The organism is Rhodanobacter aciditrophus (assembly GCF_050026795.1).
Classification (GTDB): domain Bacteria; phylum Pseudomonadota; class Gammaproteobacteria; order Xanthomonadales; family Rhodanobacteraceae; genus Rhodanobacter_A.
In genome coordinates, this window is the sequence record NZ_JALBWP010000011.1 from 81,937 (window position 1) to 106,364 (window position 24,428).

Consider the following 24,428-nt stretch of genomic DNA (forward strand, 5'->3'; position numbering starts at 1 on the left):
CGAGTAGATGAGTGACGTCTCCGCTTCCCCGAACAAGTCCATCCCGATCAGCGTGGTCAGCGGTGCGCCCGCGGTCGACAAGCAGCTGGGCAACGACAAGATCGCGCTGAACCGCGCCGGTTTCGACACCGCGGTGCCGACGCTGCGCAAGCCGAGCTGGATCCGCGTGCGCCTGCCGCAGGGCAACGCCGTGCAGCAGCTGAAGGCGCGCCTGCGCGAGAACGCGCTGGTGACGGTCTGCGAGGAAGCCAGCTGCCCGAACATCCACGAGTGCTTCAGCAAGGGCACCGCCACCTTCATGATCCTCGGCGAGGTGTGCACGCGGCGCTGCTCGTTCTGCGACGTGGCGCATGGCCGTCCGCAGCCGCCCGATCCGCTGGAGCCGGCGCGCCTGGCCGGCACGATCCGCGACATGCGCCTGAAGTACGTGGTGATCACCTCGGTCGACCGCGACGACCTGCGCGACGGTGGCGCCGAGCACTTCGCCAGCTGCATCCGCGCGACGCGCCACGCCAGCCCGGACATCCGCATCGAGATCCTCACGCCCGACTTCCGCGGCAAGGGCCGCATGGAGCGCGCGCTGGAGGTGCTGAAGGATTTCCCGCCGGACGTGTTCAACCACAACCTGGAAACCGTCCCGCACCTCTACCGCGAGGTGCGTCCGGGCGCCGACTACCAGTGGTCGCTGGACCTGCTGAAGCGCTTCAAGGCGCAGCATCCCGACGTGCCGACCAAGTCCGGCATCATGCTGGGCCTGGGCGAGACCCGCGAGCAGGTGCTGGAGACGATGCGCGACCTGCGCGCGCACGACGTCGAGATGATCACCATCGGCCAGTACCTGCAGCCCACGCCGCACCATCACCCGGTGGTGCGCTACTGGACCCCCGAAGAATTCGAAGACCTGCGCAGGGAAGGCGAGGCGATGGGTTTCCATCACGTCGCCTCCGGCCCGCTGGTGCGTTCGTCCTACCACGCCGACCTGCAGGCCCATGCAGCCGGCGTCACTGCCCAAGCCTGATTCCTCCGAGATCCCCATGACCTTCCGTCCCGCGCTGGCCCTGCTGCTGGCTCTGACCGTCACCTGCACGTACGCGCAATCGGCCGCCGACCTCGGTGCCGGCGGGCAGCGCAAGGCCGCCGTGTGGCCGCTCAAGCCCACCGCCACCCAGGCACAGGCCGCGCAGCTGTCGGCGCGCTTCCTCACCCGTTTCCACTACGACGCGCAGCCGCTCGACGACGCGATGTCGACGAAGATCTACAAGGACTACCTGAAGCTGCTCGACGGCGACAAGGTGTTCTTCACCCAGCAGGACATCGACCGGTTCGACCAGTACCAGACCAAGCTCGACGACGCGATCTGGAACCAGGATCTCGCCGCGCCGTTCGCCATCTACAACAAGTTCCTCGAGCGCGCCGTGCAGCGCATGACCTACGCGCGCGGCCTGCTCAAGGGCGGCTTCACCTTCGACGGCGACGACAGCTACGACTACGACCGCAAGAACGCCACCTGGGCGAAGGACGACGCGGCGCTGGACGCGCTGTGGCGCAAGCGCACCATGAACGACTGGCTGCGGCTCAAGCTCGCCGGCAAGAAGGACGACGACATCCGCAAGACGCTGACCAAGCGCTACAGCAACTACATCGAGCGCCTGGAGCAGCTGGACGGCGAGGACGCGTTCCAGACCTTCATGACCGCGTACGCCGAGACCACCGATCCGCATACCGACTACCTCAGCCCGCGCCAGGCCGAGAACTTCGCGATCCAGATGAAGCTCTCGCTGGAAGGCATCGGCGCGCAGCTGCAGGCGCGCGACGACTACACCATGATCTTCTCGCTGGTGCCCGGCGGCCCGGCGGAGAAGTCCGGCAAGCTCAAGCCCGGCGACCGCATCGTGGGCGTGGGGCAGGGTGACAGCGGCCCGATCGTCGACGTGATCGGCTGGCGTCTCGACGACGTGGTCAACCTGATCCGCGGCAAGAAGGACACCACCGTGCGGCTGGAGATCCTGCCCGCCGACGCCGGTCCGGACGGCAAGCACGAGCTGATCAGCCTGGTGCGCAAGAAGGTCAACATCGAGGAAAGCGCGGCCAAGAAGAAGATCATCGACATCAAGGACGGCGACGTCGTGCGCAAGATCGGCGTGATCGACCTGCCGAGCTTCTACTCCGACTTCGGCGCACGCAGCGAAGGCGACAAGAATTACCGCAGCGCCACCCGCGACGTGGCCAAGCTGCTCGGCGAGCTGAAGGCGGCCGGCGTGCAGGGCGTGATCGTGGACCTGCGCAACAATGGCGGCGGCTCGCTGGCCGAGGCCGACTCGATGACCGGCCTGTTCACCGGCAAGGGCCCGGTGGTGCAGGTGCGCGACGCGCGCGGCCAGGTCGACGTGCAGGGCGCGGACAACGCTGACCCGGTGTGGAACGGCCCGCTGGCGGTGCTGGTGAACCGCGGCACCGCCTCGGCCTCGGAGATCTTCTCCGCCGCGATCCAGGACTACGGCCGCGGCCTGATCATCGGCACGCCCACCTTCGGCAAGGGCACCGTGCAGACCCTGATCGACCTCGACCGCTTCAGCCAGAACACCGACGGCAAGCCGCAGTACGGCGAGCTGAAGATGACGGTGCAGGAGTTCTTCCGCATCAACGGCGGCTCCACCCAGATCAAGGGCGTGACCCCCGACGTCGAGTTCCCGCGGAATGGCGATTCCAAGGACTTCGGCGAGTCCACCTACGACAACGCGCTGCCGTGGACGCACATCGCGCCGGCCGACTACAAGCCGGAAGGCAACCTCAAGGGCTACCTGCCGCAGCTGGAAAGCCTGCATGCCGCGCGCGTGGCGAAGTCGCCGGCGTGGAAGCTGATGCTGGACGAGCTGGCGCAGTACAAGGCGATGCGCGCCAAGACCACGGTGTCGCTGAACTTCGCCAAGCGCGAAGCCGAGCGCAAGCAGCTGGACGCCACCCAGGCCAGCTTCCGCGCGCGCCAGAAGGTGATCGACGGCAGCGATGCCTACCTCAAGGACGAGGACAGCGCGCTCGACGACGGCCTCGACCCCGGCGAGCGCAGCCTGAAGAGCGAACTCAAGCAGCAGCAGGACGCGAAGAAGGCGCCCGATGCGCAGCTGCGCGAGGCCGCGCACATCGTGGCCGACGAGGTCGGCATGCTGAAGACGGATCCGAAGCTGGCCGCCGACATCCTGCCGCCCGGCAGCGACTACCTCGCCACCGTGCTGGCGGGCACGGAGAAGCCCGCCGCCGCGGCCTCCACCGTCACCGCGACGCATTGAGGGCCATCGCCGGCCAACGCAAGGGGCGCCGCGGCGCCCCTTGTCGTTTCTGCCGGTCCGGAGCCCGCCTCGGGCCAGGGGCTTGACGCTGCGATGGTACGCGCGCGAGCGTGGCGCCGTTCGCGGTTTCGCCGCCTGCCGGGAGCGTCGCCATGGATCCGCTGTCGAACGTCGCGTTGGCCGGCGGCCTGGCCTGGGCCAGCGGCTTCCGCCTGTACGCCACGGTGTTCGTGGCCGGGCTGCTGGGGCGGCTGGGCTGGGTGCACCTGCCGCCCGGGCTGGCGATGCTCACCGACACCTGGGTGCTGGTGGTGTCCGGCGTGCTGGCGCTGGGCGAGTTCCTGGCGGACAAGGTGCCCGCCTTCGACAGCGTGTGGGATGCGCTGCACACCTTCATCCGCATTCCGGTGGGCATGCTGCTGGCGTGGGGCGTGTTCCGCGACTCGACCGCGGCCACGCAGCTGGCCGCAGCGCTGCTCGGTGGCGCGCTCACCGCCGGCACGCACCTGGCCAAGAGCGGCGGCCGCGCCCTGATCAACACATCGCCCGAGCCGCTCAGCAACTGGGCCGCCAGCGCGGGCGAGGATCTCGCCTGGCTGGGCGGGCTCTGGCTGATGTGGCGGCACCCACTGGCGCTGCTGGTGCTGCTGGCGCTGTTCGTGCTGCTCCTTTGCTGGCTGCTGCCGAAGCTGGCGCGCGGCCTGCGCGCACTCCTGCAGCGCCTGCGCCGGATCGGGGGCGGGCTGTCCGGCGCCGGCTGAGGGCTTTTGCGATGGCCGTCCTCCCGGCCACGGCCGGCGCGACGCGGAAACGCTTGCGGCGATGCCGCAGCGGCGCGCGCGGTGCGCGACGGCTCCGGCGTTTGACCGGGGCCGGAAAGCGTTCGCGCACAGGGTGCGCGAACGCGGACGCCGGCTACGGCTTCGCGGCCCCGCGCTTCTCGCGCTGCTGCTTCATCCACTGCCGGAACCCGGTGACGCGCGGCTCGTCGCGCAGCAGCACCGAGTGCGGGTCGATCGTCACCAGCGCGCCGGCCGCCGCCGCGAGGCTGCCGCGGCCGTCGGCCATCGGCACGGTGTGCACGGCGTCGCCCACCCGCACTTCCACCGGCATCGGGAACGGCAGGTTGCCCGGCACCTGCCAGGCGAGGTCCAGGGTGTCGCCGTGGCGCTGCACGTCGAGCTTCGGCAGCGCGGCCTGGTACAGGTAGACCTTGAAGAACCAGTCGTAGTCCTTGCCGGTCACCCGGTCCACGATGCGCATGAAGTCGGCGGTGGTGCGGTATTGCAGCTGGAAATTGCCGGGCTTCGGATCGGGGCGGCCGTAGACCAGCTCGCGGATGCTGTCGTAGAAGGCTTTGTCGCCGATCAGGTGATGCAGCGTCTGCAGCATCAGCGCGCCCTTGTTGTAGATGTCCTGGCCGGGGCCGCCGCGGCTGTCGTCATAGACCGCCTCCTCGGTGCGCGGCGTGCCGGACACCACCGGGTGGCGGTTCGCGACCATCATGCGCAGACGGTTGAGCCACGCATAGTACGCCGCGTCGCCGTCCAGGTAGCGCGCGTACAGCGGTTGCATCAGGGTGGCGAAGCCCTCGTGCAGCCACATGTCGTCCCAGTTCGCGTTGGTCATCTGGTTGCCGAACCACTCGTGCGCGAACTCGTGCTGCAGCAGCCAGTCGAAGCCGCTGCCGTCCTTCGCGTAGTGGTTGCCGTAGGCGTTGATGGTCTGGTGCTCCATGCCCTTGTACGGGGTTTCCACCACGCCCATCTTTTCGTCGCCCCAGGGATAGGGGCCGATCTTCGCCTCGAAGAAATCCAGCAGGTGCGGGAACTCGGCAAACAGCGCCTTCGCCTGCGCCTCCTCGCCGGGCAGGTACCAGTAGTACAGCGGGATCGTGTTGCCGTAGCGGCTGTGGTATTCGCCCTTCAGTTCCCGGTACGGCCCCACGTTGATCGATACGGCGTAGGTGGTGGGGTGCTTGGCGCGCCAGTGCCAGGTGCGGGTGTCGCCCTGCGCGGTCACGCCCACCAGCACGCCGTTGCCCGGCGCCACCAGCGGCTTGGGCACGGTGACGTAGAGATCCACAAGGTCGGGCTTGCCGTCGGGCTGGTCGATGCAGGGCCAGAACAGGTCGCAGCCTTCGCCTTCCACCGCGCTCCCCACCCAGGGCTGGCCATCGCTGGTGTGGCTCCACACGAAGCCGCCATCCCACGGCGCCTTCTTCGCCACGTGCGGCTTGCCGCCGTAGGCGATGGTGGCGCTGACCTTGCCGCCCTTGGCCACGGCGTGCGGCAGCTGGATGCGCAGGCGGCCATCGGGGTTGCTCCACGCGCTGGTGGGCAGCGCCTTGCCGTCGATGCTGATCGCGCTGACCGGCAGGTTGCGGTCGAGATCCAGCAGCAGGGCATCGGTGGGCGCCAGCGTGCTGAACGTGAGCGTGGCCTTGCCATCGATGCTCTGCGTGTCCGGGTGCACCGCGATGTGCAGCTCGGCGTGGTCGAAGTGCACCTGCCGCTGCCCGGCCGGCTCCGGCGTGCCGGAATCCTTGGTCAGTGCGGTGAGCGGCGGCTGGGTGGCCGGTACGCCCGCACGGGCGAGGGTCGTGCCGCCCAGGCCAAGGGCGAGGCCGAGCGCGAGCAGGGTGGGGCGCATGGGTTATTCCTTTGGGGGAGTCCAGCTTCGCACCATGCCATTTTGCGGGGCGATGGGACATCGCCGGAAGTCATGCGTGGGGGTTTGCGCACGTTTCGGTGGGCGCCTGCCATCGGCCGACTTGAATTCTTTGCTGGGGGCAAGGCGGTTTCGCGCGCCTATCGCAAGTAGCAAGGCGGTTTCGGACGCCTGCCGGCGCCCGAGTCCCTTCTCTTTGCTGGCCACGCCACCGCAGAAGCGGTGGCAAACGATGAAGCCGGCCCGAAGGGCGGAGGGCAGGATGCCCGGAGTCAAGAGAAGGAACCAAGAGAAATGGCCTGGTTCAACCCGCTGGGAATACAAGCCCGATGTGTCGAGGGGGGAACTATTCCCACCTACGCGATAGACGACGCGGCCACGCCGCGACGTATCTGGAAACTGAGGGAGGCAAAGCCTCGCGGCGCTTCACGCCGCTTTGGCCTTGCCCGGCTCTCGCTTTCGCTTCGCTCTGGCCGTTGCGGTGGCTTCTGCGCGCTGGGAGCGCGCTGCTGTCCGGGGCCCCGGGGTGGCCTTTCTCTTTGGTGCCTTTCTCTTTGGCCAGACAAAGAGAAAGTCACTCGGCCACCGGCAGGTGGACGAAACCGCTCTGTTCCTTGCGACAGGCGCTCGAAACCGCTCTATCGCTTGCGGCAGGCGTCCGGCCCCGTTGGTCGCCCGCCCGCCAACGGATAAGGCGCTGAAGTGCTCAAGCCTTGCCGTAGCGCTGCTGCAGCAGCGCGAACAGTGCGCGCAATCCCATCGCCTCGCCCCCGCGCGGCCGGCCCGGACGGTCGGCGTCGTTCCACGCGTAGGTGTCCAGGTGCAGCCAGGGCAGGCCGTCGGGCACGAAGCGCTCCAGGTACAGCGCGGCGGTGATCGCGCCGGCGTGGCGCGAGGCGCCGGCGTTGGCGAAGTCGGCCAGATACGAATCCAGCATCTTGCGATAGGGGCGCCACAGCGGCAGCCGCCACAGCGGATCGGCCACCGCCTTGCCAGCGGCCAGCGCGCCCTCGGCGAGCGCGTCGTCGTTGCCGAACAACGCGGGCAGGTCGGGGCCCAGCGCCACGCGCGCGGCGCCGGTGAGCGTGGCGAAATCGATCATCAGTTCCGGCTGCTGCTCGGCGCCGTAGGCCAGCGCGTCGCACAGCACCAGGCGGCCCTCGGCGTCGGTGTTGTCGATCTCCACGCTGTGGCCGGCGCGGGTGACCACCACCTCGCCGGGGCGCAGCGCGTTGCCGCTGACTGCGTTCTCCACCGCGGGAACCAGCAGGGTGAGCCGCACCGGCAGCTGCGCCTGCATCACCAGGCCGGCCAGCGCGATCGCGTGCGCGGCGCCGCCCATGTCCTTCTTCATCCAGCGCATGCCGTCGCTGGGCTTGAGGTCGAGGCCGCCGGTATCGAAGCACACACCCTTGCCCACGATCACCAGCTTCGGATGCCCGGCCTTGCCCCAGCTGAGCTCGACCAATCGCGGCGCGCGGTGGCTGGCGCGGCCCACCGCGTGGATGGTGGGGAAGTTCGCCTTCAGCAGTTCGTCGCCGACCCAGTCGCGCACCTTCGCCTTGTGCGCCTTGCCGAGCCGGCGGATCGCGTCGCCGAGCTGCTCCGGCCCCATGTCCTCGGTCGGTGTGTTGACCAGGTCGCGCACCAGCGCGGTGGCCTCGGCCAGCGGCTGCACCGCGGCCAGCGTGGTGGCATCCACCGCCAGCGTGGCCGGCGTGCGCTTCGCCTTGCGGTAGCGGGTGAACTGGTAGGCGCCCAGCGCCCAGCTCAGCGCGGCCTGCGCGGGGTCGAGCGCCACGCCGTCGGCAGCGAGCTGGTAGACGCCTTCGGGCAGCGTCGTCGGCAGCGCCGCCAGCGCAGCCAGCGGATCGGCGGCGTCCACGCCCACCAGCACGCGCGCCGGCTTGCCCTGCGCGTCGGCGAGCAGGATCGCGCTGCCGGGTTTCGCGTCGAAGGCGTTCGCGTCCAGCCAGCGGCGCTGCGCGGCGTCCAGGCGTTTCCGCGCGGCGGGCAGCTGGCGGGCATCGACGGCCTCGATGGTGACGAGGTGGCGGGGAGCGGACGAACGGTCGATCAGGGCGGGCATGGCTTTCCTTCGGCGGACGGGTGGCGCGGCGCGCGCAAACGTGAATGATGCGCCGATGCCGCCGCGGGGTCACGCCGCGGGGTGGCGGCGGGCGATGGAAATGTCCGTGCGGCGCGGACGGCGCTAGCGTGCGGACACCTAGTCGTCGAGCCAGTCGGCGAGCGCGCCGAGATCGTCGAAGACGAGTTCGGGAGGCGCCCCCAGGGCGTCGGGCCACGCATCGCCGTGGCGGTTGATCCACGCCACGCGCAGGCCGGCGCGGCGCGCACCGAGCACGTCGAGTTCGGGATCGTCGCCCGCGTGCAGCGCCTCGCCCGGCGCCACGCCGAGTTGCGAGACGGCGGCAAGGAAGATGCGCGGATCGGGCTTGGCCGCACCCACGTCGCGCGAGCAGACGTGGTGGGCGAAATGCGCCTGCACGCCGGTGCGCGCGAGGTCGGCGTTGCCGTTGGTGAGGCTGGCCAGCGGCCAGCGCGCGGCCAGGCGCTCGAGCGCGGGCAGGCTGTCGGGCCAGGGTTCCACCGCGTTGCGCGCGGCGAAGTAGATCTCCCACAGCGTGTCCAGCGGCGCGTCGGCGACGCCGCAGACGGCGAAGGCCTGCTGCTGGGTGAGCCGGCGCTGGGTGGTGAGGTCGTGGGCGAGGTCGGGCCGCTCCGCGGCGACCCGTGCGCGCAGCCCGCGCATGGCCGGGATCGGCCAGGCGCGGGCCACTTCGGGCCAGTGCTCGCGCAGGTAGTCGTCCACCGCGCGGTCGGCCTGCTCCAGGGCCGGCTGCACCGGCCACAGGGTGTCGTCCAGGTCGAGCGTGACGGCGCGGATCGGCGACACGACGTCAGTCGCTGCCGACCTGCAGCACCTGGCCCAGCTTGATGTTGTCGTTCTTCAGGTGGTTCCAGCGGCGCAGCTCGGCCACGTTCACGCCCTTCTTCTGGGCGATGCCGGACAGCGTGTCGCCCTTGGCCACGGTATAGGTCCTGGGCGCGCCGCCGGTGCTTGCCATTGCCGGTGGCGCGGCCGCCGCGGCGGCCGACCTGGCGGCCTCGGCATTGCGCTTCTCCAGCGCCTGGCGCGCGGCCAGCGTGCGCTCGGAGGTGGGCGCGATCGCGACCGCCGCGGCGTAGGTGGCGCCCGGCGCGGCGAGCGGCGGCTTGGCCGAGGTGGCGTTCGCCTCGGCGTAGACCTTGTCGCGGCGCGCCTGCTCCATCGCCACCAGCGCGATGCCGTCCTGGTACGGCAGCACCGAGTGGTTGCGCAACACGGTCTTCGCCTGGTCGGTCTGCAGGTAGTCGAGGAAGGCCTGGGTCTGCGCCGCCTTCGGGCTGTTCGGGTTGGTCACCAGGTACAGCGGCGTGTAGAGCGGGTAGCTGCCGTCGGCGATGTTCGCCACGGTGGGCGCCACGCCGTTGACCGGGATCGTGCGCAGCTTCGGGTTGCCCTGCACGTCGGCCAGCGTGGACAGGCCCAGGCCGTTCGGGTTCAGCGCGATGCCTTCCTCCAGCGCCTTGGTGTTGAGGTACAGGCGCGGCGCGGAGATCTGCTGGTCGCCGCGGCCGTACAGCAGCGTGCGCAGGCTGTATTCCACGCCGTCGTTGGGGCTGATCACCGCATACAGGTCGATCGGTGCGTTCCGGCCACCCACCTGGCTCCAGTTGGTGATCTTGCCGAAGTAGATCTCGTGCAGCTGGCGCAGGCTGAGGTTGCGCACCGGGTTCGCCGGGTTGGTGATCATCACCAGCGCATCCCAGGCCACCGGGGTGAAGGTGAGCCGGCTGTCCTCGGGGCTGCCGTCACTGGGGCGCGCGCTGCCGGCGATGTCGGCCGTGCCGGCGGCCACCGCGTCGATGCCCGAGGCGGTGTTGAACGGCTGCAGCTCGATGCGGCCGTGGCCGGTGCGCTGCCATTCCTTCGCCATGTCGTCCATCACCGCGCGGGCGGTGGTGATGTCACCGCGCCAGATCAGTGCCGGTCCCTTGCTGCTCTTGCTGCTGGTGGCCCGATGGACGGGATGGTGGGTGGTCCTGGCGACGGCAGGGGCGACGAGGCAGGCGCCGAGCAGGACGGCGGGCAACAGGCGGACAGCACGAACGGACATGATGACGGAGAACCCCGACAAGGAATAGGTGGCGAAGGTGGCGAGGGTGGCGGCGCGTGATCCCGGCCGGCGCACGAGGTGGATGCTCGCAGGATATTCCATCGGGATGAACAGAAAACATCAAGCGCGCTCATGCGCTTGTGCGACGCAGGCACGCCCTACGGGTGCGTTCCGTCATGCCGCACGGCGCGACGGCGCGCGGCAGGCAGCTGGCGAACGGAGCGCCGAAGGTAAGTCAGGGATGAGTCACGCGCGCGCCTGCCGCGTACGCGGCGGGCGGGCCGGGCCGGGAAAGCGGCAGCAGGCCGCTTTCCCGGCCCGCGGTCACTGGATCAGCACGTAATGCGTGCCGTCGGCGTCGGCCACCACCAGCACCAGCTGGCGCGGCCGAACGCCGGCGAGTTCGCGCAGCATGCGCAGGCCGGTGACGCGCATGTTGCCCACGCCGATCACGACGTCGCCCTCGCTCAGTCCGGCTGCAGCGGCGCGGCTGTTCGGCTGCACTGCGCCCACCGCCACGCCGTACATGCCCTGGCTGCGCTCGCTCTGGCTGAGCTCGTTGAACGTCACGCCGGCCAAGCGCGGATCGAGGCTGGCGCCGGCGAGGCTGGCCAGCTTCTCCGGACGCAGCACCGCGCCGATCTCGCGCGCCTTGCCGTCGTGCAGCACGCCCAGCTTCACCGTGCTGCCCACCGGCAGCAGGCCTTCGCTGTTGCGCAGCTCGTCCACGCTGCGCAGCGGCTTGCCGTCGATCGAGGTGACCACGTCGCCGGGGCGCAGGCCGGCCTGCTCGGCGGGCGAGCCGGCGTCCACGCCGGTCACCACCACGCCGTGGTCCTGCGCCAGGCCGAGCAGGCGCGCGATGCGCGGGGTGATGTCCTGCGACTGCAGGCCCAGCGTGCCGCGCTGCACCTTGCCGTGCGCGATCAGTTGCCGCATCACCCCGGCGGCGAGGTTGCTGGGGATCGCGAAGCCGATGCCCACGTTGCCGCCCGAAGGCGAGAAGATCATCGTGTTGATGCCCACCAGCTGGCCGCGCAGGTTCACCAGCGCGCCGCCGGAGTTGCCGGGGTTGATCGAGGCATCGGTCTGGATGAAGTTCTGGTAGCGCGAGTCGCCCAGGCCCGAGCGGCCCAGCGCGGAAACGATGCCCGAGGTCACCGTCTCGCTGAGCCCGAACGGTTCGCCCACCGCCACCACGTAGTCCCCCACGCGCAGCTTCGAGGAATCGGCCAGCGGCAGCGCCTGCAGGTCCGGTGCATGGATCTGGATCACCGCCACGTCGGTGTCGGGGTCGGTGCCCACCAGCTTCGCCTTGTAGGTGCGGCCGCCCTGCAGGGTCACCGTGATGTCGTCGGCGCCGCCCACCACGTGGTTGTTGGTGAGGATGTAGCCCTTGGCCGCGTCCACCACCACGCCCGAGCCCAGGCTCTGCTCCACCCGCTCGCGCGGCTCCGCGGGCAGGCCGAAGAACTGGCGGAACATCGGGTCGTCGAAGTACGGGTTGCGCACCTGCACCCGGGTCTTGCTGGAGATGTTCACCACTGCCGGCGTCACGTGCTCGAGCATCGGCGCCAGCGAGGGCATCGCCTGGCCGTCCACCGCGGGCGGCATCGCGGCGCGGCCCGTGCCGGGCAGGGCGACGCCGAGCAGCAGCGCCAGCGCGCCGGTGAGCCAGTGTGAAAAACGCGGGTGACGGGATGCCATCGGACTCCTCCAGTCGGTGCAAGAACGGCGCGCCTTCGACTGCGAGTCGGGCGCTGCGGTTCCCTGCGGCCGGCACGATCCCGCCGCGCTCTCGCCACTTTACATCGGACTCCCTCGGGGGTAAGTTGCCACCTGTTCGCAACCACAACATCTTGTGTCCGTCCGCGAGCAATCGGACAAGCACTGGTGGGGTGGTTTGCCTTTCAGGGGAGCGGGTCCGGCAGTCGGTCAGCATGGCGTCGCCGCGGTATCCCGCTCGCCGCCGCACCACTGCCGATGGCGTGGCTCGACATCAACGACAGCAGTCAATAACGACAAGGCCGCAAGGCCGCACTGGGAGGTCAGGAAGCCGATGAGCACAGCGCGTGCGCCAGTCACGGGTTCGGAACTGCAACGCGACGCCGCCGCGGCGATCCCGCTGCAGCCCGCCTCGCAGGACATCTGGGACAAGAAATACCGCCTGCGTACCAAGGCCGGTGAGCCGGTCGATGCCGACATCGACGGCACCTGGCAGCGCGTGGCGCGTGCGCTCTCCGAGGTGGAGGCCACGCCCGAGCTGCGCGAGCACTGGAACGAGCGCTTCCTGTGGGCGTTGCGTCGCGGTGCGATCCCGGCCGGCCGCATCACCTCCAACGCCGGCGCGCTGGAGCACAAGCCGGCGACCAGCACGATCAACTGCACCGTGTCGGGCACCATCCACGACTCGATGGACGACATCCTGGAGAAGGTGCACGAGGCGGGCCTCACGCTGAAGGCCGGCTGCGGCATCGGCTACGAGTTCTCCACGCTGCGTCCGCGCGGCGCCTACGTCTCCGGTGCCGGCGCGTACACCTCCGGCCCGCTGTCCTTCATGGACATCTACGACAAGATGTGTTTCACCGTCTCGTCCGCCGGCGGCCGCCGCGGCGCGCAGATGGGCACGTTCGACGTCAGCCATCCCGACGTGAAGGAATTCATCCGCGCCAAGCGCGAGGATGGCCGCCTGCGCCAGTTCAACCTCAGCCTGCTCGTCACCGACGGCTTCATGCAGGCGGTGGAGCACGACCAGGACTGGCCGCTGGTGTTCCCGGTGCACGTCAAGGAGCGCGACGAGGTCGACCTCGACGACCCGGCCAAGGTGGTGTGGCGCGAGTGGCCCACCCACGAGAACTACGTCGCCCGCGAGGACGGCCTGGTCGCCTGCAAGGTCTACGGCCACATCCGCGCCCGGCACCTGTGGGACATGATCATGGTCTCCACGTACGACTACGCGGAGCCCGGCTTCATCCTGATCGACAAGGTCAACGAGATGAACAACAACTGGTGGTGCGAGCACATCCGCGCCACCAACCCCTGCGGCGAGCAGCCGCTGCCGCCGTACGGCTCCTGCCTGCTCGGCTCGGTCAACCTCACCACCTTCGTGCGCGATCCGTTCGGTCCGAAGGCACGCTTCGACTGGGACGAGTACCGCGAGGTGGTGCGGATCTTCACCCGCATGCTCGACAACGTGGTGGAGATCAACGGCCTGCCGCTCAAGCAGCAGCGCGACGAGATCATGGGCAAGCGCCGCCACGGCATGGGCTTCCTCGGCCTCGGCTCCACGCTCACCATGCTGAAGATGCGCTACGGCTCGGCCGACGCGGTGTCGTTCACCGAGGACGTCTCGCGCGAAATGGCCGTGGCCGGCTGGGAAGTCGCGCTTGACCTCGCCAAGGAGAAGGGTCCCGCGCCGGTGCTCGCCCGGGACTACGCCGTCACCGGCGACATGCTGCGCCGCCGCCCGGAGATGGCGCGCGACGGCTGGAAGGTGGGCGACAGCATCCCCGGCCGCGTGCTGCACGCGAAGTACAGCCGCTACATGCAGCGCATCGCCGAGGTGGCGCCCAACCTGGTGGCGCAGCTCGCCGAGACCGGCGCGCGCTTCACCCACCACACCTCGATCGCGCCCACCGGCACCATCTCGCTGTCGCTGGCCAACAACGCCTCCAACGGCATCGAGCCCAGCTTCGCCCACCACTACTCGCGCAACGTGATCCGCGAGGGCCGCAAGACCAAGGAGAAGGTCGAGGTGTACAGCTACGAGCTGCTCGCCTACCGCGCGCTGATCAACGCGAACGCGATGCCGTTCTCCGACGATCCGCAGGCCAAGCTGCCCGACTACTTCGTGGCCGCCGACGACATCGGCCCGAAGCAGCACGTGGACATCCAGGCCGGCGCGCAGAAGTGGGTCGATTCGTCGATCTCCAAGACCGCGAACGTGCCTACCGACTACCCCTACGAAGACTTCAAGGACATCTACTTCTACGCCTACAAGCAGGGGCTGAAGGGCTGCACCACCTTCCGCTTCAACCCCGCCGCCTTCCAGGGCGTGCTGGTGAAGGAGGCCGACCTTGCGAACACCCTCTACCACTTCGAACTGGAAGACGGTAGCGTTATCGAACTTCGAGGCAATGAAGAAGTGGAATACGACGGCGAGCTGCACACCGCAGCCAACCTGTTCGATGCCTTGAAGGAAGGGTATTACGGCAAGTTCTGACCCGTATCCACGACGCCACGATCATCGCCCGAGGGGAACACCTGCATGTCCATCGATACCGAGTTCGAAGTGAAAGACACCGTCACGCCGGACGCTCCCGCGGCGCCGGTGACCGCCGTCCCGATGGCCGCCGCGCCTGCGCCGGCCATGCCGGCGGCCGCGCCGAAGAAGGCTGCGAAGAAGGCCGCGCCGAAGAAGGCCGCGGCCAAGAAGCCTGCCGCCAAGAAGGCGGCTGCGAAGAAGGCTCCGGCCAAGAAGGCTGCCGCGAAGAAGACGGCGAAGAAGGCCGTGAAGAAGGCCGCCGCGAAGAAGACGGCGAAGAAGGCTGTGAAGAAGGCTGTGAAGAAGGCGGCCGCCAAGAAGACGGCGAAGAAGGTCGCCAGGAAGGTTGCGAAGAAGGCCGCTCCCGCGAAGAAGGCGGTGAAGAAGGCCGCAAAGAAGGTTGCCGGCAAGGCGAGGAAGGTCGCCAAGGCCGCAAAGAAGGTCAGCAGCAAGAAGACGGCGAAGAAAGCCGCTCCCAAGAAGACAGCCAAGAAGGCTGCCGTGAAGAAGGCCGCCAAGGCGGTCAAGAGGTCCACTGCCAGCAAGAAGGCGAGCATGAAGTCGGCGAAGAAACCCGCCGCCAAGAAGGCCGCCCGCAAGAAGTAAGTCCCGCCACGGCCGGCCCGGCGTCACGCCGGGCCGGCCGTGCTTTCTCCGCGTCGCGCGCCGCCATCCACCCAGGAAGACCACCCACCATGACGATCAAGATCGAAAAAAAGATCAAGGGCTACAACGTCGTCAAGCCCGAGGACAAGGCCGCGCCCGCCGCCGTATCCGAAGCCAAGGCCAAGGCCGCCGAGCCGCGCCAGGCCGAAGTCATCCAGATGCACGAGAGCCTGGAGCGCCCCGAGCAGCTCATCGGCTCCACCTTCAAGATCAAGTCGCCGCTGTTCGAGCACGCGCTGTACGTCACCATCAACGACATCGTGCTCAACGCCGGCACCAAGTACGAGCAGCGCCGCCCCTTCGAGATCTTCATCAACTCGAAGAACATGGACCACTTCCAGTGGATCGTGGCGCTCACCCGCATCCTCTCCGCCGTGTTCCGCAAGGGCGGCGACGTCACCTTCATCGTGGAAGAGCTGAAGGCCGTGTTCGACCCGCGCGGCGGCTACTTCAAGGCCGGCGGCGTCTACATGCCCTCGATCGTCGCCGAGATCGGCGCGGTGATCGAGCAGCACATGAAGAACATCGGCCTGATCCACGATCCGGAGATGAGCGACAGCCAGCGCGCCCTGATCGCCGAGAAGCGCGCCGCCTACGAGGCGGCCGGCGCAAAAAAAAACTCTGACGTGAGTGCGGCCGCGGCCGAAAGCACCGAATCCAACGGCAGCTTCCCGCCCGGCGCCACGCTGTGCCACAAGTGCAACACGCAGGCGCTGGTGCTGATGGACGGGTGCCAGACTTGTTTGAATTGCGGGTATTCGAAGTGCGGGTGATGCCTGTGTTCGAGAGGGGTATTTGACGACGAAGGGCAGTCTAATCGCTGCCCTTTTTTATTGCTCAAGACATGCGTTAACCATATCGCGTTTGCCCAGCGACTCCATTCGAAACGTCGTGTCATCTAATCAGGAGCTGGTATGGCTATTCCTAAAGTATTTGTTTCGTATTCGCATGATTCGCAGGAACACAAGCGGTGGGTTCTGGAGTTCGCTACTCGTTTGAGAAGCAATGGAGTGGATGCGGTCTTGGATCAATGGGAGCTGCAGCCAGGAGATGATCTGCCTCACTTTATGGAGCGTCACTTATCTAGTGCTGATCGTATTTTAATGATATGTACTGATAAGTATGTTGCAAAAGCAAACATGGGATCTGGCGGAGTTGGTTATGAAAAAATGATAGTAACTGCAGACCTGATGAAATCCATTGATTCAAATAAGGTCGTTCCTATTATCCGTCAGAACGGTACTCGCGATGTTCCCGTGTTCTTGAGAACAAAGTTATTTATAGATTTTTCGAGCGAGGATCAGTTCGAGTTTTCTTTCGACGAACTGGTGCGGACGTTACACGGTGCGCCGCTGTTTGTTAAGCCGCCGATCGGCAATAATCCATTTACTCCTGCCAGTATGAATCCGCCAGAGCGGACTGGGGATGCATTGCTTGGCCTGATGGGAATGATTGTGTCTGATTATGAAAGTCATGCGCGTTCATTTACCTCATACTCCGATCTAGTGAGTTATTCCGGCATATCGAGATTAATGCTTGATGTTTTGATCGCTGATGCGACAAGAGAAGGTCTGGTCGAGTTAGATAGCGATGGTGACGTTTATCTAACAGATAAGGGGAGGCGTTACGCTTTGCAGCACAAACTCAATCGATAACGGGGTCGTAATTGTCTGGTTTGAACCAGTACAGAGTCATCGGATCAAAATAACCGAAGCAGTAACGGGGTCACTAGTAACGGGGGCAGGTTCACTTAAGTGAGCAAAGTACGGGGTCGGGTTCACTTATTCATGATTGAATTAATGAGGTTTGATGCGCATCTGCTATTGAGGCTTCCACGGCTTCAGGCCAATACCCATCGTTTGATGCAAGGGGAAAATATGTTCGGATGGTTTCGCAAGGAAGCGTTGCTCGATGCCGAATTGACGGCCTGGCAGTTCGACTGCTTCGACTGGCTGTTGCGGCACACGGGTGGAGTCGAGGCGCTGCGTTCGCGCAGGCTGATCTTGCCGACGCGCGAGTGCTTTCCCCAGCGCGGCCAGCACGACACGGCCTTTGCCGCAGCGGTCTTCGAACAAGTGAAGATGCATGCGGGCATGGCCGATTGGCCGTGCACCTTGCAGATGCAGGAGGGCGACCCGAACCCGATGGTGTCGCCGCAGGCGTTCATCAAGGACGCACCGCAGTCGCCAGCAGGTACCTTTCGTGCTTTGGGCGACGAAGGGGCGCTGATTACCTACCACCCGAACCAGCTGGCCGACCCGGTCGCGCTGGTGGCCACGTTTGCCCACGAGTTGGCGCATTACCGCACGGCGGGTTTCCCCGAGCCGCCGCCGGGTGGTTGGGAAGTGTGGGAAATCGCCACCGACCTGGCGGCGGTGTTTCTCGGCTTCGGCGTGTTCCTCGCCAACACGCGTTTCCAGTTCGGGCATTTCTCCGACGGTCGCGTCAGCGGCTGGCGCTGGCGCCAGCAAGGCTATGTGTCCGAGCCCGAAGTGCTGCACATGCAGGCCATCGTTTCCCAGGCCATGGGCGCGCCGCAGGAGCAGACCCTGGCGCATCTCAAGCCTGCGCTCCGGGGCATTTACAAGCGGGTATGGAAGGACGCGGCGCTCGCCTCCGGACGGCGGCGGCCCGCGGTTGGCTTCGAAGGCGACGCCGAAAAGCCGCTACAACCGGTGCAGTGATCGCAAGACAACGGGGCAGGTTCACTTCTCAGGCCCGAGCCAACGCATCCCGCGATACGACTCTGCCGCCACCCGGCCCCCGCTGCCGCCATTATCAAGGTCGAGATGCCGCGAGCTGCTTCACCAGCCGGCTCAGCCAACGGCACCTGCCTGGCGCATGGATCATCCAGCCCTTGCGCCCACCCTCCTTGGGTCGCGATGATCGCGCGCTTGCGCCGGCTGCATTCGAAGCTCCGGCAGCGCTTTCACGGGAACACAAAGGTTGGTTATGGAACTGGAACCTGAGGTACACGCACACGCGCACAAGTCGGGACACAGTCTGGTCGACATGATGCTGGCCTTGAGCGCGCTGGTGCTCTCCGTGGTGTCGATGATCATCGCCATCCAGAACCACCACGCGATGAAGCAGCTGGTGATGGCCAATTCGTGGCCCTACCTGCAGCACGAATCCAACAACGTGGGCAAGAACGGCGATGCCATGGTCATGCTGGGGCTGGACAATGCCGGTGTCGGCCCGGCCCTGGTCGAGAAGTTCACGGTGAGCTACCAGCAGGCGCCCATGAAGAGCACCGCCGACCTGTTGCGTCACTGCTGTGCCAGGAATGCCGCCGATCTCCAGGCCTTGCAGGCCCACCTGATCACCGGTGGCATGAACGGACGCGCGATTGCCGCCAGGGATTCCGCCTACTTCGTGGCGATGCAGAAGCCCGACCAGGGGCCGCTGCTCGACCTGTGGAACGCCCTCGACCGCGCCAGGCAGCATGTTTCGACAGGGGTTTGCTACCGCTCGGTGCTCGGCGACCACTGGATCACCACCAGCGGCGACTTCCGGCCCAGGGAGGTGGATTCCTGCGACGCCTTGCCCGGCCCGGCGTTCAGTGAGTAGCGACCGCTGCGGGCGGGTTCGTCAGGAAAGTGATGTCGGGGAGAATTCCGGTGCATCGAACAGCACGACATCTGGGCGTGGCCCTTCTTGCCGCAGGTTTGCTGGCGCTGGGTGGCTGCGCCACCGCGCCGCCGCGCAACACCCACAACCTCTGCGCGATCTTCGACCAGTACCCGAGCTGGTACCGCGATGCGCGCGCGGCGCAGGAGCGCTGGGGCACGCCGGCGAACGTGCTGATGGCGTTCGTGCAGCGGGAATCCGGCTATCGCGAGAAGGCCCGCCCGGCGCGGCCGCACTTCCTGTTCATCCCGCTGCCGCGGCGCTCCAGCGCCTATGGCTACGCGCAGGCGCAGGACCCGGTGTGGCGCGAGTACCTCGAGGCGAACGGCCACTGGTTCAAGAGCCGCAAGCATATGGCCAACGCGCTCGACTTCCTCGGCTGGTACACCGACCGCATCCATCGCGAGCTGGGCATCTCCAAGTGGGACCCGCGGCACCTCTACATCGCCTATCACGAAGGCATCGGCGGCTACCGCAGCGGCCACTGGCGGCGCGACCGCCACCTGCTCGAGACCGCCGACTACGTCGACCGCCTGTCCCGCGAATACGGCGCCCAGTTGCGGCAGTGCCGATAGGGGAGGCGGAAGCACCGGCGGCCCTGGTTCGCAGCCAACAGGGTCAGCTTCACCCGAGTCCACCGAGGACGCGAATCAGACCCCGACCGCTGTCGTGCGAACGAAGCCCGCGGGCGCGAAACGGGGGTAGACTTTTCCGGCCTTCGGGAAGACGCGCAGCCGACCATTTCCACGTCCATGGGGAGGACTGTCGATGAGGTTGGGAAGCAGGTTCATGGTCGTGATCGCGCTGTTGTCCCTGTACGGCTGCGCGGCAACGAAGCCGTCACCCCCTGCGCCGGAAATCCCGGCCAGGACGACTGCAGCAACGGAAGCACGCTCCCCCATGCCGGAAATCCTGGCCAACACGACGTCGGGTGGCAGGGGAACGCCCTGGGGGCGCAGCGACTCGGCCGAACCGTTCATGCGGTTGTCGGGCACGGCCACCGATCCCACCTACGGGCTGGCCCAGGGCAATCCCATCAAGGTCGGCGGCCTCGACGAGCGCAACGAAGCCGAATACCTCAACGGCTTGAGAGGCCCGAAGGGAGAGCCGGTCGAGTACGAGAGGATCGGCTCGTGCTGTCCGTTCAAGACGCCCAACGCCATGATTGAAGGCATCGGCCTGCTCGACGCGTTTCGCGTCACCTACGCGGGCCAGGCGCAGCCATCCATCCTGTACGTCGATTTCTACGACACGGGCTCGCTGCAGGTGCCAGTGGGGTTCAGCGCCAGGAAAGACTGAGGCAGGGGGCGTGTCATGTACCGATGGATCAAGGATCTTTGGGTGGGCTCGGAGCCTGTCGAGTTCGTGAGTTCGTATGGCTTGGCGGAGTCCGTGGAGCGCCTGAAGGCCGCCACGAAGAAGTGGTCGCTCTTCAACGTGTCTGAGCAGGCAGCGGCCGGGCGGGTGAGCGAAGCGCGCGTTTCCCTGCAACGGGTGATTCCGATGGTGGGGAACTCGTTCAAGCCGGTGTTCGTGGGGCGGTTCGAGCAGGCACAGGGCAAGGTGGTGTTGACGGGGCGGTTTCGGTTGAGCTGGTTTGCACGCCTGTTCATGGCGTACTGGTTCGGCTTCTGCGCACTGTTCGTGGCGCTGTCCCTGGTGGCAGCCATCCACAAGCCTCCGGCAGCACTCATGTCGCTGGCTGGTGCCGGCATGTTTGCGCTGGGACTCGGCATGACGCGTCTGTTTGCCTGGTTCTCCCGCAACGACCCCGTGTGGCTCTCGGAAGTGATCCGCACCGCACTGCATGCGTCGGCATCGGTGGAGGCAAGCCCCGCATCGCCGGCTTCGGGCCCGCTCGGCGCCCGTCCGCTGTTCATCCCCATCGCCACCGGCATCTTCTGCCTGTTCGGCGTGATCTCCTTCGTCGGAGCGCTGCAGGGGGCCGGTGGCATGCACGCCGGCGGCCTGTCAGAGGCGCGTTTGCCCGGTGCCGCGCGCATCGCAGCAGCCGTCAGCGGTGCACTGCTGCCGGCGTGCGCCTTCGGCATCTACCGTCGCCATCTGTTCGCGTGGTGGGCCGGATTCACGGTGCTGTTGCTGGGTCAGGGCTACTCGCTGATCGATCTCCTGACCCGCGGAGACCCGGGCAACGCACGCATGCCTGGCTTGCTCTTCGGACTCGGATCGCTCGTTGTCGCGGGCATCTGGGGACGTTGGTGGTACGCGCAGCGGGTTCACTTTCACCGATAAGGGGCGAAAGCGCGGACCCGGGCGCTCTTTTAGAGCGCCGACCCGAAGGGTGGTCCGATCAAGGACAGGCGGGTTTGCTCCGCTTGCCGTCCTCGTTCGCGGTTGTCCGCGGACATGCCCGGCGGCGTGACCACCTGCCTATCGACGCTCCCGGCCTGCGCCCGCAAGATCTTGGCTGTCCGGGCGGGGCACTGCATTGGCCGTGCGCGCTGCTCGCTGCATCGGCCGCAGGCGATGCCGGGTCACGATAGCCACCGAGGAACGCAGACATGGGCAACACCGCGTTGTGCAAGCACCACCGTCGGATCGGCCGCGCCGCAATGGCGCTGGCCGTGTTGCTGGTCGCCTCGCCGCTGGCTTCGTCGCGCGTGCATGCCGGGGAAGCGGTCGATCCTCAGGCCGTGCTGCGCGAGGCGCGCCAGTTCCAGGGCAGCGATGCGGTGAGGGACGACCGCTTCGTCCGCATCGGCGGCATCGAGCAGTGGATCAGCGTGCGCGGGCGCCACCGCGATGCGCCGATCCTGTTGTTCCTGCACGGCGGGCCAGGCTTCACCACGATCCCGAACAGCTACCTCTACACCGCCGAGTGGCAGGAATACTTCACCGTCGTGCAGTGGGACCAGCGCGGCGCGGGCAAAACCTTCGGGCGCAATCCGGATCTGCCGGCGTCCTCGCTCAGCATCGAGCGCATGCTCAAGGACGCCGAGGAAGTGGCCGCCTACGTGCGCAAGACCTACGGCCGTAGGAAGATCGTGCTCGTCGGCCATTCCTGGGGCTCGATCCTCGGCCTGATGCTGGCCCAGCGCCACCCCGACTGGTTCTACGCCTACGTGGGCTTCGGCCAGGCCACCGACGCACACGAGAGCGAGGCCATGGGTTACCGGGCCACGCTGGCCGCCGCGACGGCCGCGCACGACGTCGAGGCGATCAGGGAACTGAAGGCGATCGCGCCGTTCCCCGACCCGAGCGATCCGATGGCCGACCTTGCCCACCTGGGCACCGAACGCAAGTGGCTGGCCAGGTATGGCGGCGCCGTCTGGCGCAACAGCGAAGCGGCGCTGGACCGCGCCGGCCTGCTCAGCCCCGACTACACGGCCGCCGACTGGGCCGGCCGCGGCAAGGGGCTCGACTACAGCCTGGGCGCGCTGTGGCCCGAGATCACCCGGGTGAACCTCGCCACCATCAAGCGCATCGACTGCCCGGTGATCCTGTTCGAGGGTCGCCACGACCTCAACGTCAACGCGCAGCTCGCCGACCGCTGGCTGCGGCAGCTGCAGGCCCCGGTCAAGAAGCTGATCTGGTTCGAGGACTCCGCGCACATGGTGTTCGAGGAGGAGCCGGGCAAGACGCTGGTCACGCTGCAGCGCGAAGTGCTGCCGCTGACCCGGGAATAGAGGCGCGCGGCCCAGCGCCGGAGCCATCGGCAAAAGGCAACGGGCGCTTCACTCGGCGGACCGAGCCGCCAGGCGGTGGGCGGCCAGCCCGACTGCGGCCAGGCTTCGCGGTCGCTTGGTGCCGCGGAATGCGGGCGCGAGCGTTCGAGCACCGGACTGGATGTGACAGGGCCGCGCGAAGACGAGGGCAGGACCACTGTCTCGACATCGCAAAGAATCCGGGCGGAGGTGCTGCGCAAACGCAACGGCCAGGACGGGGGCGGGATGCGGCCTCCGTCCAGGGCGCACCCTTTCTACAGGTGCCGCGTTTCGGCGGGCCTTTCGCCCCAGTTGTCGTTGAGGCCGTCGTAATACGCCACCGGCGCCCGCATCAACTCGTCGATATCGACGCCGTCGAGGCACATGACGTTGATGTTGTAGTACCTGCTGCCGCTCATGTTCGGCATGTCGACCCATTCGAACGCCCGGATGCCGCAGTGTTTGCAGAACGTGTGATGCGCCACCGCGTTCCCGCGTCCCCGGTAGTCCGTGAGGTCGTCTTTGCCTGCCAGCAGGCGGAAGGCCTCTGGAAGGGCATTGATCGACCACAGGCGCATCCTGGTGCAGATCGTGCAGTTGCACTTGCCGGTGCCGCTGCTGATGTCGAGATCCGCTTCGAAGCGGACGGCGCCGCAATGGCAGCTTCCGGTGTATGTCTTGAGCATCGAACCTCCGCTGATCCGCCTTTTCGGGATTGCGTCCTGACCGGAATGGCCACGGCGCAACCCGCTCATGATCGGCCCGCCGCTGCGAGCGGAGGGGCCGGCTTCAGGGTAACCGGATCAGGCCCGTTTGCCGGCCAGCAGCGGGAACGAATGCACGCCGGCCGTCCCGGTGGCCCCGGCGCCTGATACCCTCGCCGCCCCGCCCCGCGATCACGAAACCCATGTCCCTCAAGGCCGATTTCGAACTGATGGCGCAGTACAACCAGTGGATGAACGCGCGGCTCTACGCCGCCGCGGCGGCGCTGGACGAGGCGGAGCTGCGCGCGGACCGGGGCGCGTTCTTCGGCTCCATCCTCGCCACGCTGGCGCACATCCATGCCGCCGACATGCACTGGCTGAAGCGCTTCGCCGCGGCCATGCCGGGCGTGGCGTCGCTGGACGCCGTGCGTGCCGCGCTGCTGCCGCCGCTGGTGCGCGGCATCGTGTCTCCCGACTTCGGCCCGCTGCGCGCGCAGCGCGAGGCGCTGGACGCCGTGTTCGTGGCGTTCACCCGCGAGGCCACCGACGCGCTGTACGCGCGGCCGCTCCGCTACGCCAACACCGCCGGCGAGTCGCACTGCAAGCGGGCCGGGCTGGTGCTGCGCCACGTGTTCAACCACCAGACCCACCACCGCGGGCAGGTCACCACCCTGTTCAGCCAGCGCGGCATCGACGTCGGCGTCACCGACCTGTCCGCGCTGATCCCGGAGTGCGCGGGCTGAGCGGCCCGGCGTGCGCTTTTCTCCACGTTGTTGCCGGAAGCGGTCATGGAGTTTCATTAGCATGTCGCGCCGCCGTTCCATGGAAGACGGCACCCACCCCACCCACCTGCGCGAGACCCTTATGCCCGTTGCCCCGTACCGCTTCCGCCGCACCGTTCGCCTTGCCGCCGCGCTCTCCGTGGCCGGCATGCTGCTGCCCGCGGCCCGTGCCGCCGACGGCAACGCCGCCCAGTCCGCCGCGGCCATGGGCCAGGCCAGGCAGCGGCTGGAGCAGTTGATGAAGCTGCCTCCGGACGTGCGGGCGGACTGCATGGCCGCCGGCTTCGGCATGATGTCGCTGCCGACGGCCTACATGAAGTACGCCACCCCGGACCTGCTCGGGCAGGAGGCCGATACGCTCAAGCAGGCCGCGCAACAGTTCCACCAGGCGCGGCTTCGCCATGACTACGAGACGATGGCCGCGCAGGTTCGCCAGCACGGCGGCGAAGCGCTGAAGAACGACGGCGTGATGAATGCCGCGCTGGCCGACCTGGACGGCTGGACGAAGGCGACCTGCCCGCATCGTCCCGACGCGGCGCCCGGCACCACCGCAACGCGCTGACGCCCGGCTCCGAAACG

The 24,428-nt window shown here is 67.6% G+C and carries 21 protein-coding genes; 15 read left to right on the top strand and 6 right to left on the bottom strand.

The genetic code is table 11. The annotated features are described in order from the left end of the window. Window positions 1–7: 7 nt before the first annotated feature. From lipA to ACQGNW_RS09125, 3 genes are all read left to right on the top strand, one after another. On the top strand, window positions 8–1,018 hold the full coding sequence (lipA, locus tag ACQGNW_RS09115; protein ID WP_426662828.1) for a lipoyl synthase: 1,011 nt from the start codon (window positions 8–10) through the stop codon (window positions 1,016–1,018). Between the two features lie 16 nt (window positions 1,019–1,034). After that, entirely contained in the window at window positions 1,035–3,287 is a 2,253-nt protein-coding gene (locus tag ACQGNW_RS09120; protein WP_426662829.1) for a carboxy terminal-processing peptidase, read from the top strand. Between the two features lie 152 nt (window positions 3,288–3,439). Continuing rightward, window positions 3,440–4,048 carry a DUF4126 domain-containing protein gene (locus ACQGNW_RS09125; RefSeq protein ID WP_426662830.1) on the top strand — a complete coding sequence of 203 codons (609 nt, stop codon included), beginning with the start codon at window positions 3,440–3,442 and terminating at the stop codon, window positions 4,046–4,048. A gap of 154 nt (window positions 4,049–4,202) precedes the next feature. Here the strand turns inward: ACQGNW_RS09125 and ACQGNW_RS09130 are convergent, their stop codons facing one another. The 5 genes from ACQGNW_RS09130 to ACQGNW_RS09150 all read right to left on the bottom strand — a co-directional run bounded on the left by ACQGNW_RS09130 (window position 4,203) and on the right by ACQGNW_RS09150 (window position 11,845). Beyond that, entirely contained in the window at window positions 4,203–5,939 is a 1,737-nt protein-coding gene (locus ACQGNW_RS09130; protein WP_426662831.1) for a M1 family metallopeptidase, read from the bottom strand. A 724-nt stretch (window positions 5,940–6,663) separates the two neighbouring features. Then, on the bottom strand, window positions 6,664–8,046 hold the full coding sequence (locus tag ACQGNW_RS09135; protein ID WP_426662832.1) for a leucyl aminopeptidase family protein: 1,383 nt from the start codon (window positions 8,044–8,046) through the stop codon (window positions 6,664–6,666). 138 nt (window positions 8,047–8,184) lie between these two features. Then, window positions 8,185–8,874, bottom strand: coding sequence for an HAD family hydrolase (locus ACQGNW_RS09140; protein ID WP_426662833.1), 690 nt, complete (start codon window positions 8,872–8,874; stop codon window positions 8,185–8,187). Between the two features lie 4 nt (window positions 8,875–8,878). Beyond that, the gene (locus ACQGNW_RS09145) at window positions 8,879–10,138 is read right to left on the bottom strand and encodes a substrate-binding domain-containing protein (RefSeq protein WP_426662834.1); all 1,260 of its coding nucleotides are present in this window, start codon (window positions 10,136–10,138) and stop codon (window positions 8,879–8,881) included. 324 nt (window positions 10,139–10,462) lie between these two features. Further along, a complete protein-coding gene (locus tag ACQGNW_RS09150; RefSeq protein WP_426662835.1) occupies window positions 10,463–11,845 on the bottom strand; it encodes a DegQ family serine endoprotease in 1,383 nt (460 codons plus the stop codon). A gap of 352 nt (window positions 11,846–12,197) precedes the next feature. Between ACQGNW_RS09150 and ACQGNW_RS09155 the strand changes: the two genes are divergently transcribed. The 10 genes from ACQGNW_RS09155 (at window position 12,198) to ACQGNW_RS09200 (ending at window position 22,345) form a co-directional block, all read left to right on the top strand. Further along, window positions 12,198–14,360 carry an adenosylcobalamin-dependent ribonucleoside-diphosphate reductase gene (locus ACQGNW_RS09155; RefSeq protein WP_426662836.1) on the top strand — a complete coding sequence of 721 codons (2,163 nt, stop codon included), beginning with the start codon at window positions 12,198–12,200 and terminating at the stop codon, window positions 14,358–14,360. A gap of 45 nt (window positions 14,361–14,405) precedes the next feature. Further along, window positions 14,406–15,008 carry a histidine biosynthesis protein HisIE gene (locus tag ACQGNW_RS09160; RefSeq protein ID WP_426662837.1) on the top strand — a complete coding sequence of 201 codons (603 nt, stop codon included), beginning with the start codon at window positions 14,406–14,408 and terminating at the stop codon, window positions 15,006–15,008. 89 nt (window positions 15,009–15,097) lie between these two features. After that, window positions 15,098–15,841 (top strand): TSCPD domain-containing protein, encoded by a 744-nt coding sequence (locus tag ACQGNW_RS09165; RefSeq protein ID WP_426662838.1) that lies wholly within the window; start codon window positions 15,098–15,100, stop codon window positions 15,839–15,841. Between the two features lie 141 nt (window positions 15,842–15,982). Then, complete coding sequence (locus ACQGNW_RS09170; protein ID WP_426662839.1) at window positions 15,983–16,723, top strand: toll/interleukin-1 receptor domain-containing protein; 741 nt, start codon at window positions 15,983–15,985, stop codon at window positions 16,721–16,723. Between the two features lie 132 nt (window positions 16,724–16,855). Next, on the top strand, window positions 16,856–17,752 hold the full coding sequence (locus tag ACQGNW_RS09175) for a hypothetical protein (protein WP_426662840.1): 897 nt from the start codon (window positions 16,856–16,858) through the stop codon (window positions 17,750–17,752). Between the two features lie 268 nt (window positions 17,753–18,020). Continuing rightward, a complete protein-coding gene (locus ACQGNW_RS09180; RefSeq protein ID WP_426662841.1) occupies window positions 18,021–18,638 on the top strand; it encodes a hypothetical protein in 618 nt (205 codons plus the stop codon). A gap of 77 nt (window positions 18,639–18,715) precedes the next feature. Next, entirely contained in the window at window positions 18,716–19,273 is a 558-nt protein-coding gene (locus tag ACQGNW_RS09185) for a transglycosylase SLT domain-containing protein (protein ID WP_426662842.1), read from the top strand. A gap of 214 nt (window positions 19,274–19,487) precedes the next feature. Beyond that, window positions 19,488–19,997, top strand: a complete 510-nt coding sequence (locus ACQGNW_RS09190; protein WP_426662843.1) for a hypothetical protein — start codon at window positions 19,488–19,490, stop codon at window positions 19,995–19,997. 15 nt (window positions 19,998–20,012) lie between these two features. Continuing rightward, complete coding sequence (locus tag ACQGNW_RS09195) at window positions 20,013–20,951, top strand: hypothetical protein (protein WP_426662844.1); 939 nt, start codon at window positions 20,013–20,015, stop codon at window positions 20,949–20,951. A 269-nt stretch (window positions 20,952–21,220) separates the two neighbouring features. Further along, window positions 21,221–22,345 carry an alpha/beta fold hydrolase gene (locus tag ACQGNW_RS09200; RefSeq protein ID WP_426662845.1) on the top strand — a complete coding sequence of 375 codons (1,125 nt, stop codon included), beginning with the start codon at window positions 21,221–21,223 and terminating at the stop codon, window positions 22,343–22,345. Window positions 22,346–22,638: 293 nt separating this feature from the next. On the opposite strand, the gene ACQGNW_RS09205 is transcribed toward ACQGNW_RS09200, so the two are convergent. Further along, entirely contained in the window at window positions 22,639–23,118 is a 480-nt protein-coding gene (locus ACQGNW_RS09205) for a GFA family protein (RefSeq protein ID WP_426662846.1), read from the bottom strand. 152 nt (window positions 23,119–23,270) lie between these two features. On the opposite strand from ACQGNW_RS09205, the gene ACQGNW_RS09210 reads away from it, so the two are divergent. Together ACQGNW_RS09210 and ACQGNW_RS09215 are read left to right on the top strand one after the other, a co-directional pair. Further along, complete coding sequence (locus ACQGNW_RS09210; protein WP_426662847.1) at window positions 23,271–23,810, top strand: DinB family protein; 540 nt, start codon at window positions 23,271–23,273, stop codon at window positions 23,808–23,810. Between the two features lie 61 nt (window positions 23,811–23,871). After that, window positions 23,872–24,411: a hypothetical protein gene (locus ACQGNW_RS09215; protein WP_426662848.1), complete on the top strand. Its 540-nt coding sequence runs from the start codon at window positions 23,872–23,874 to the stop codon at window positions 24,409–24,411. Window positions 24,412–24,428 lie beyond the last annotated feature (17 nt).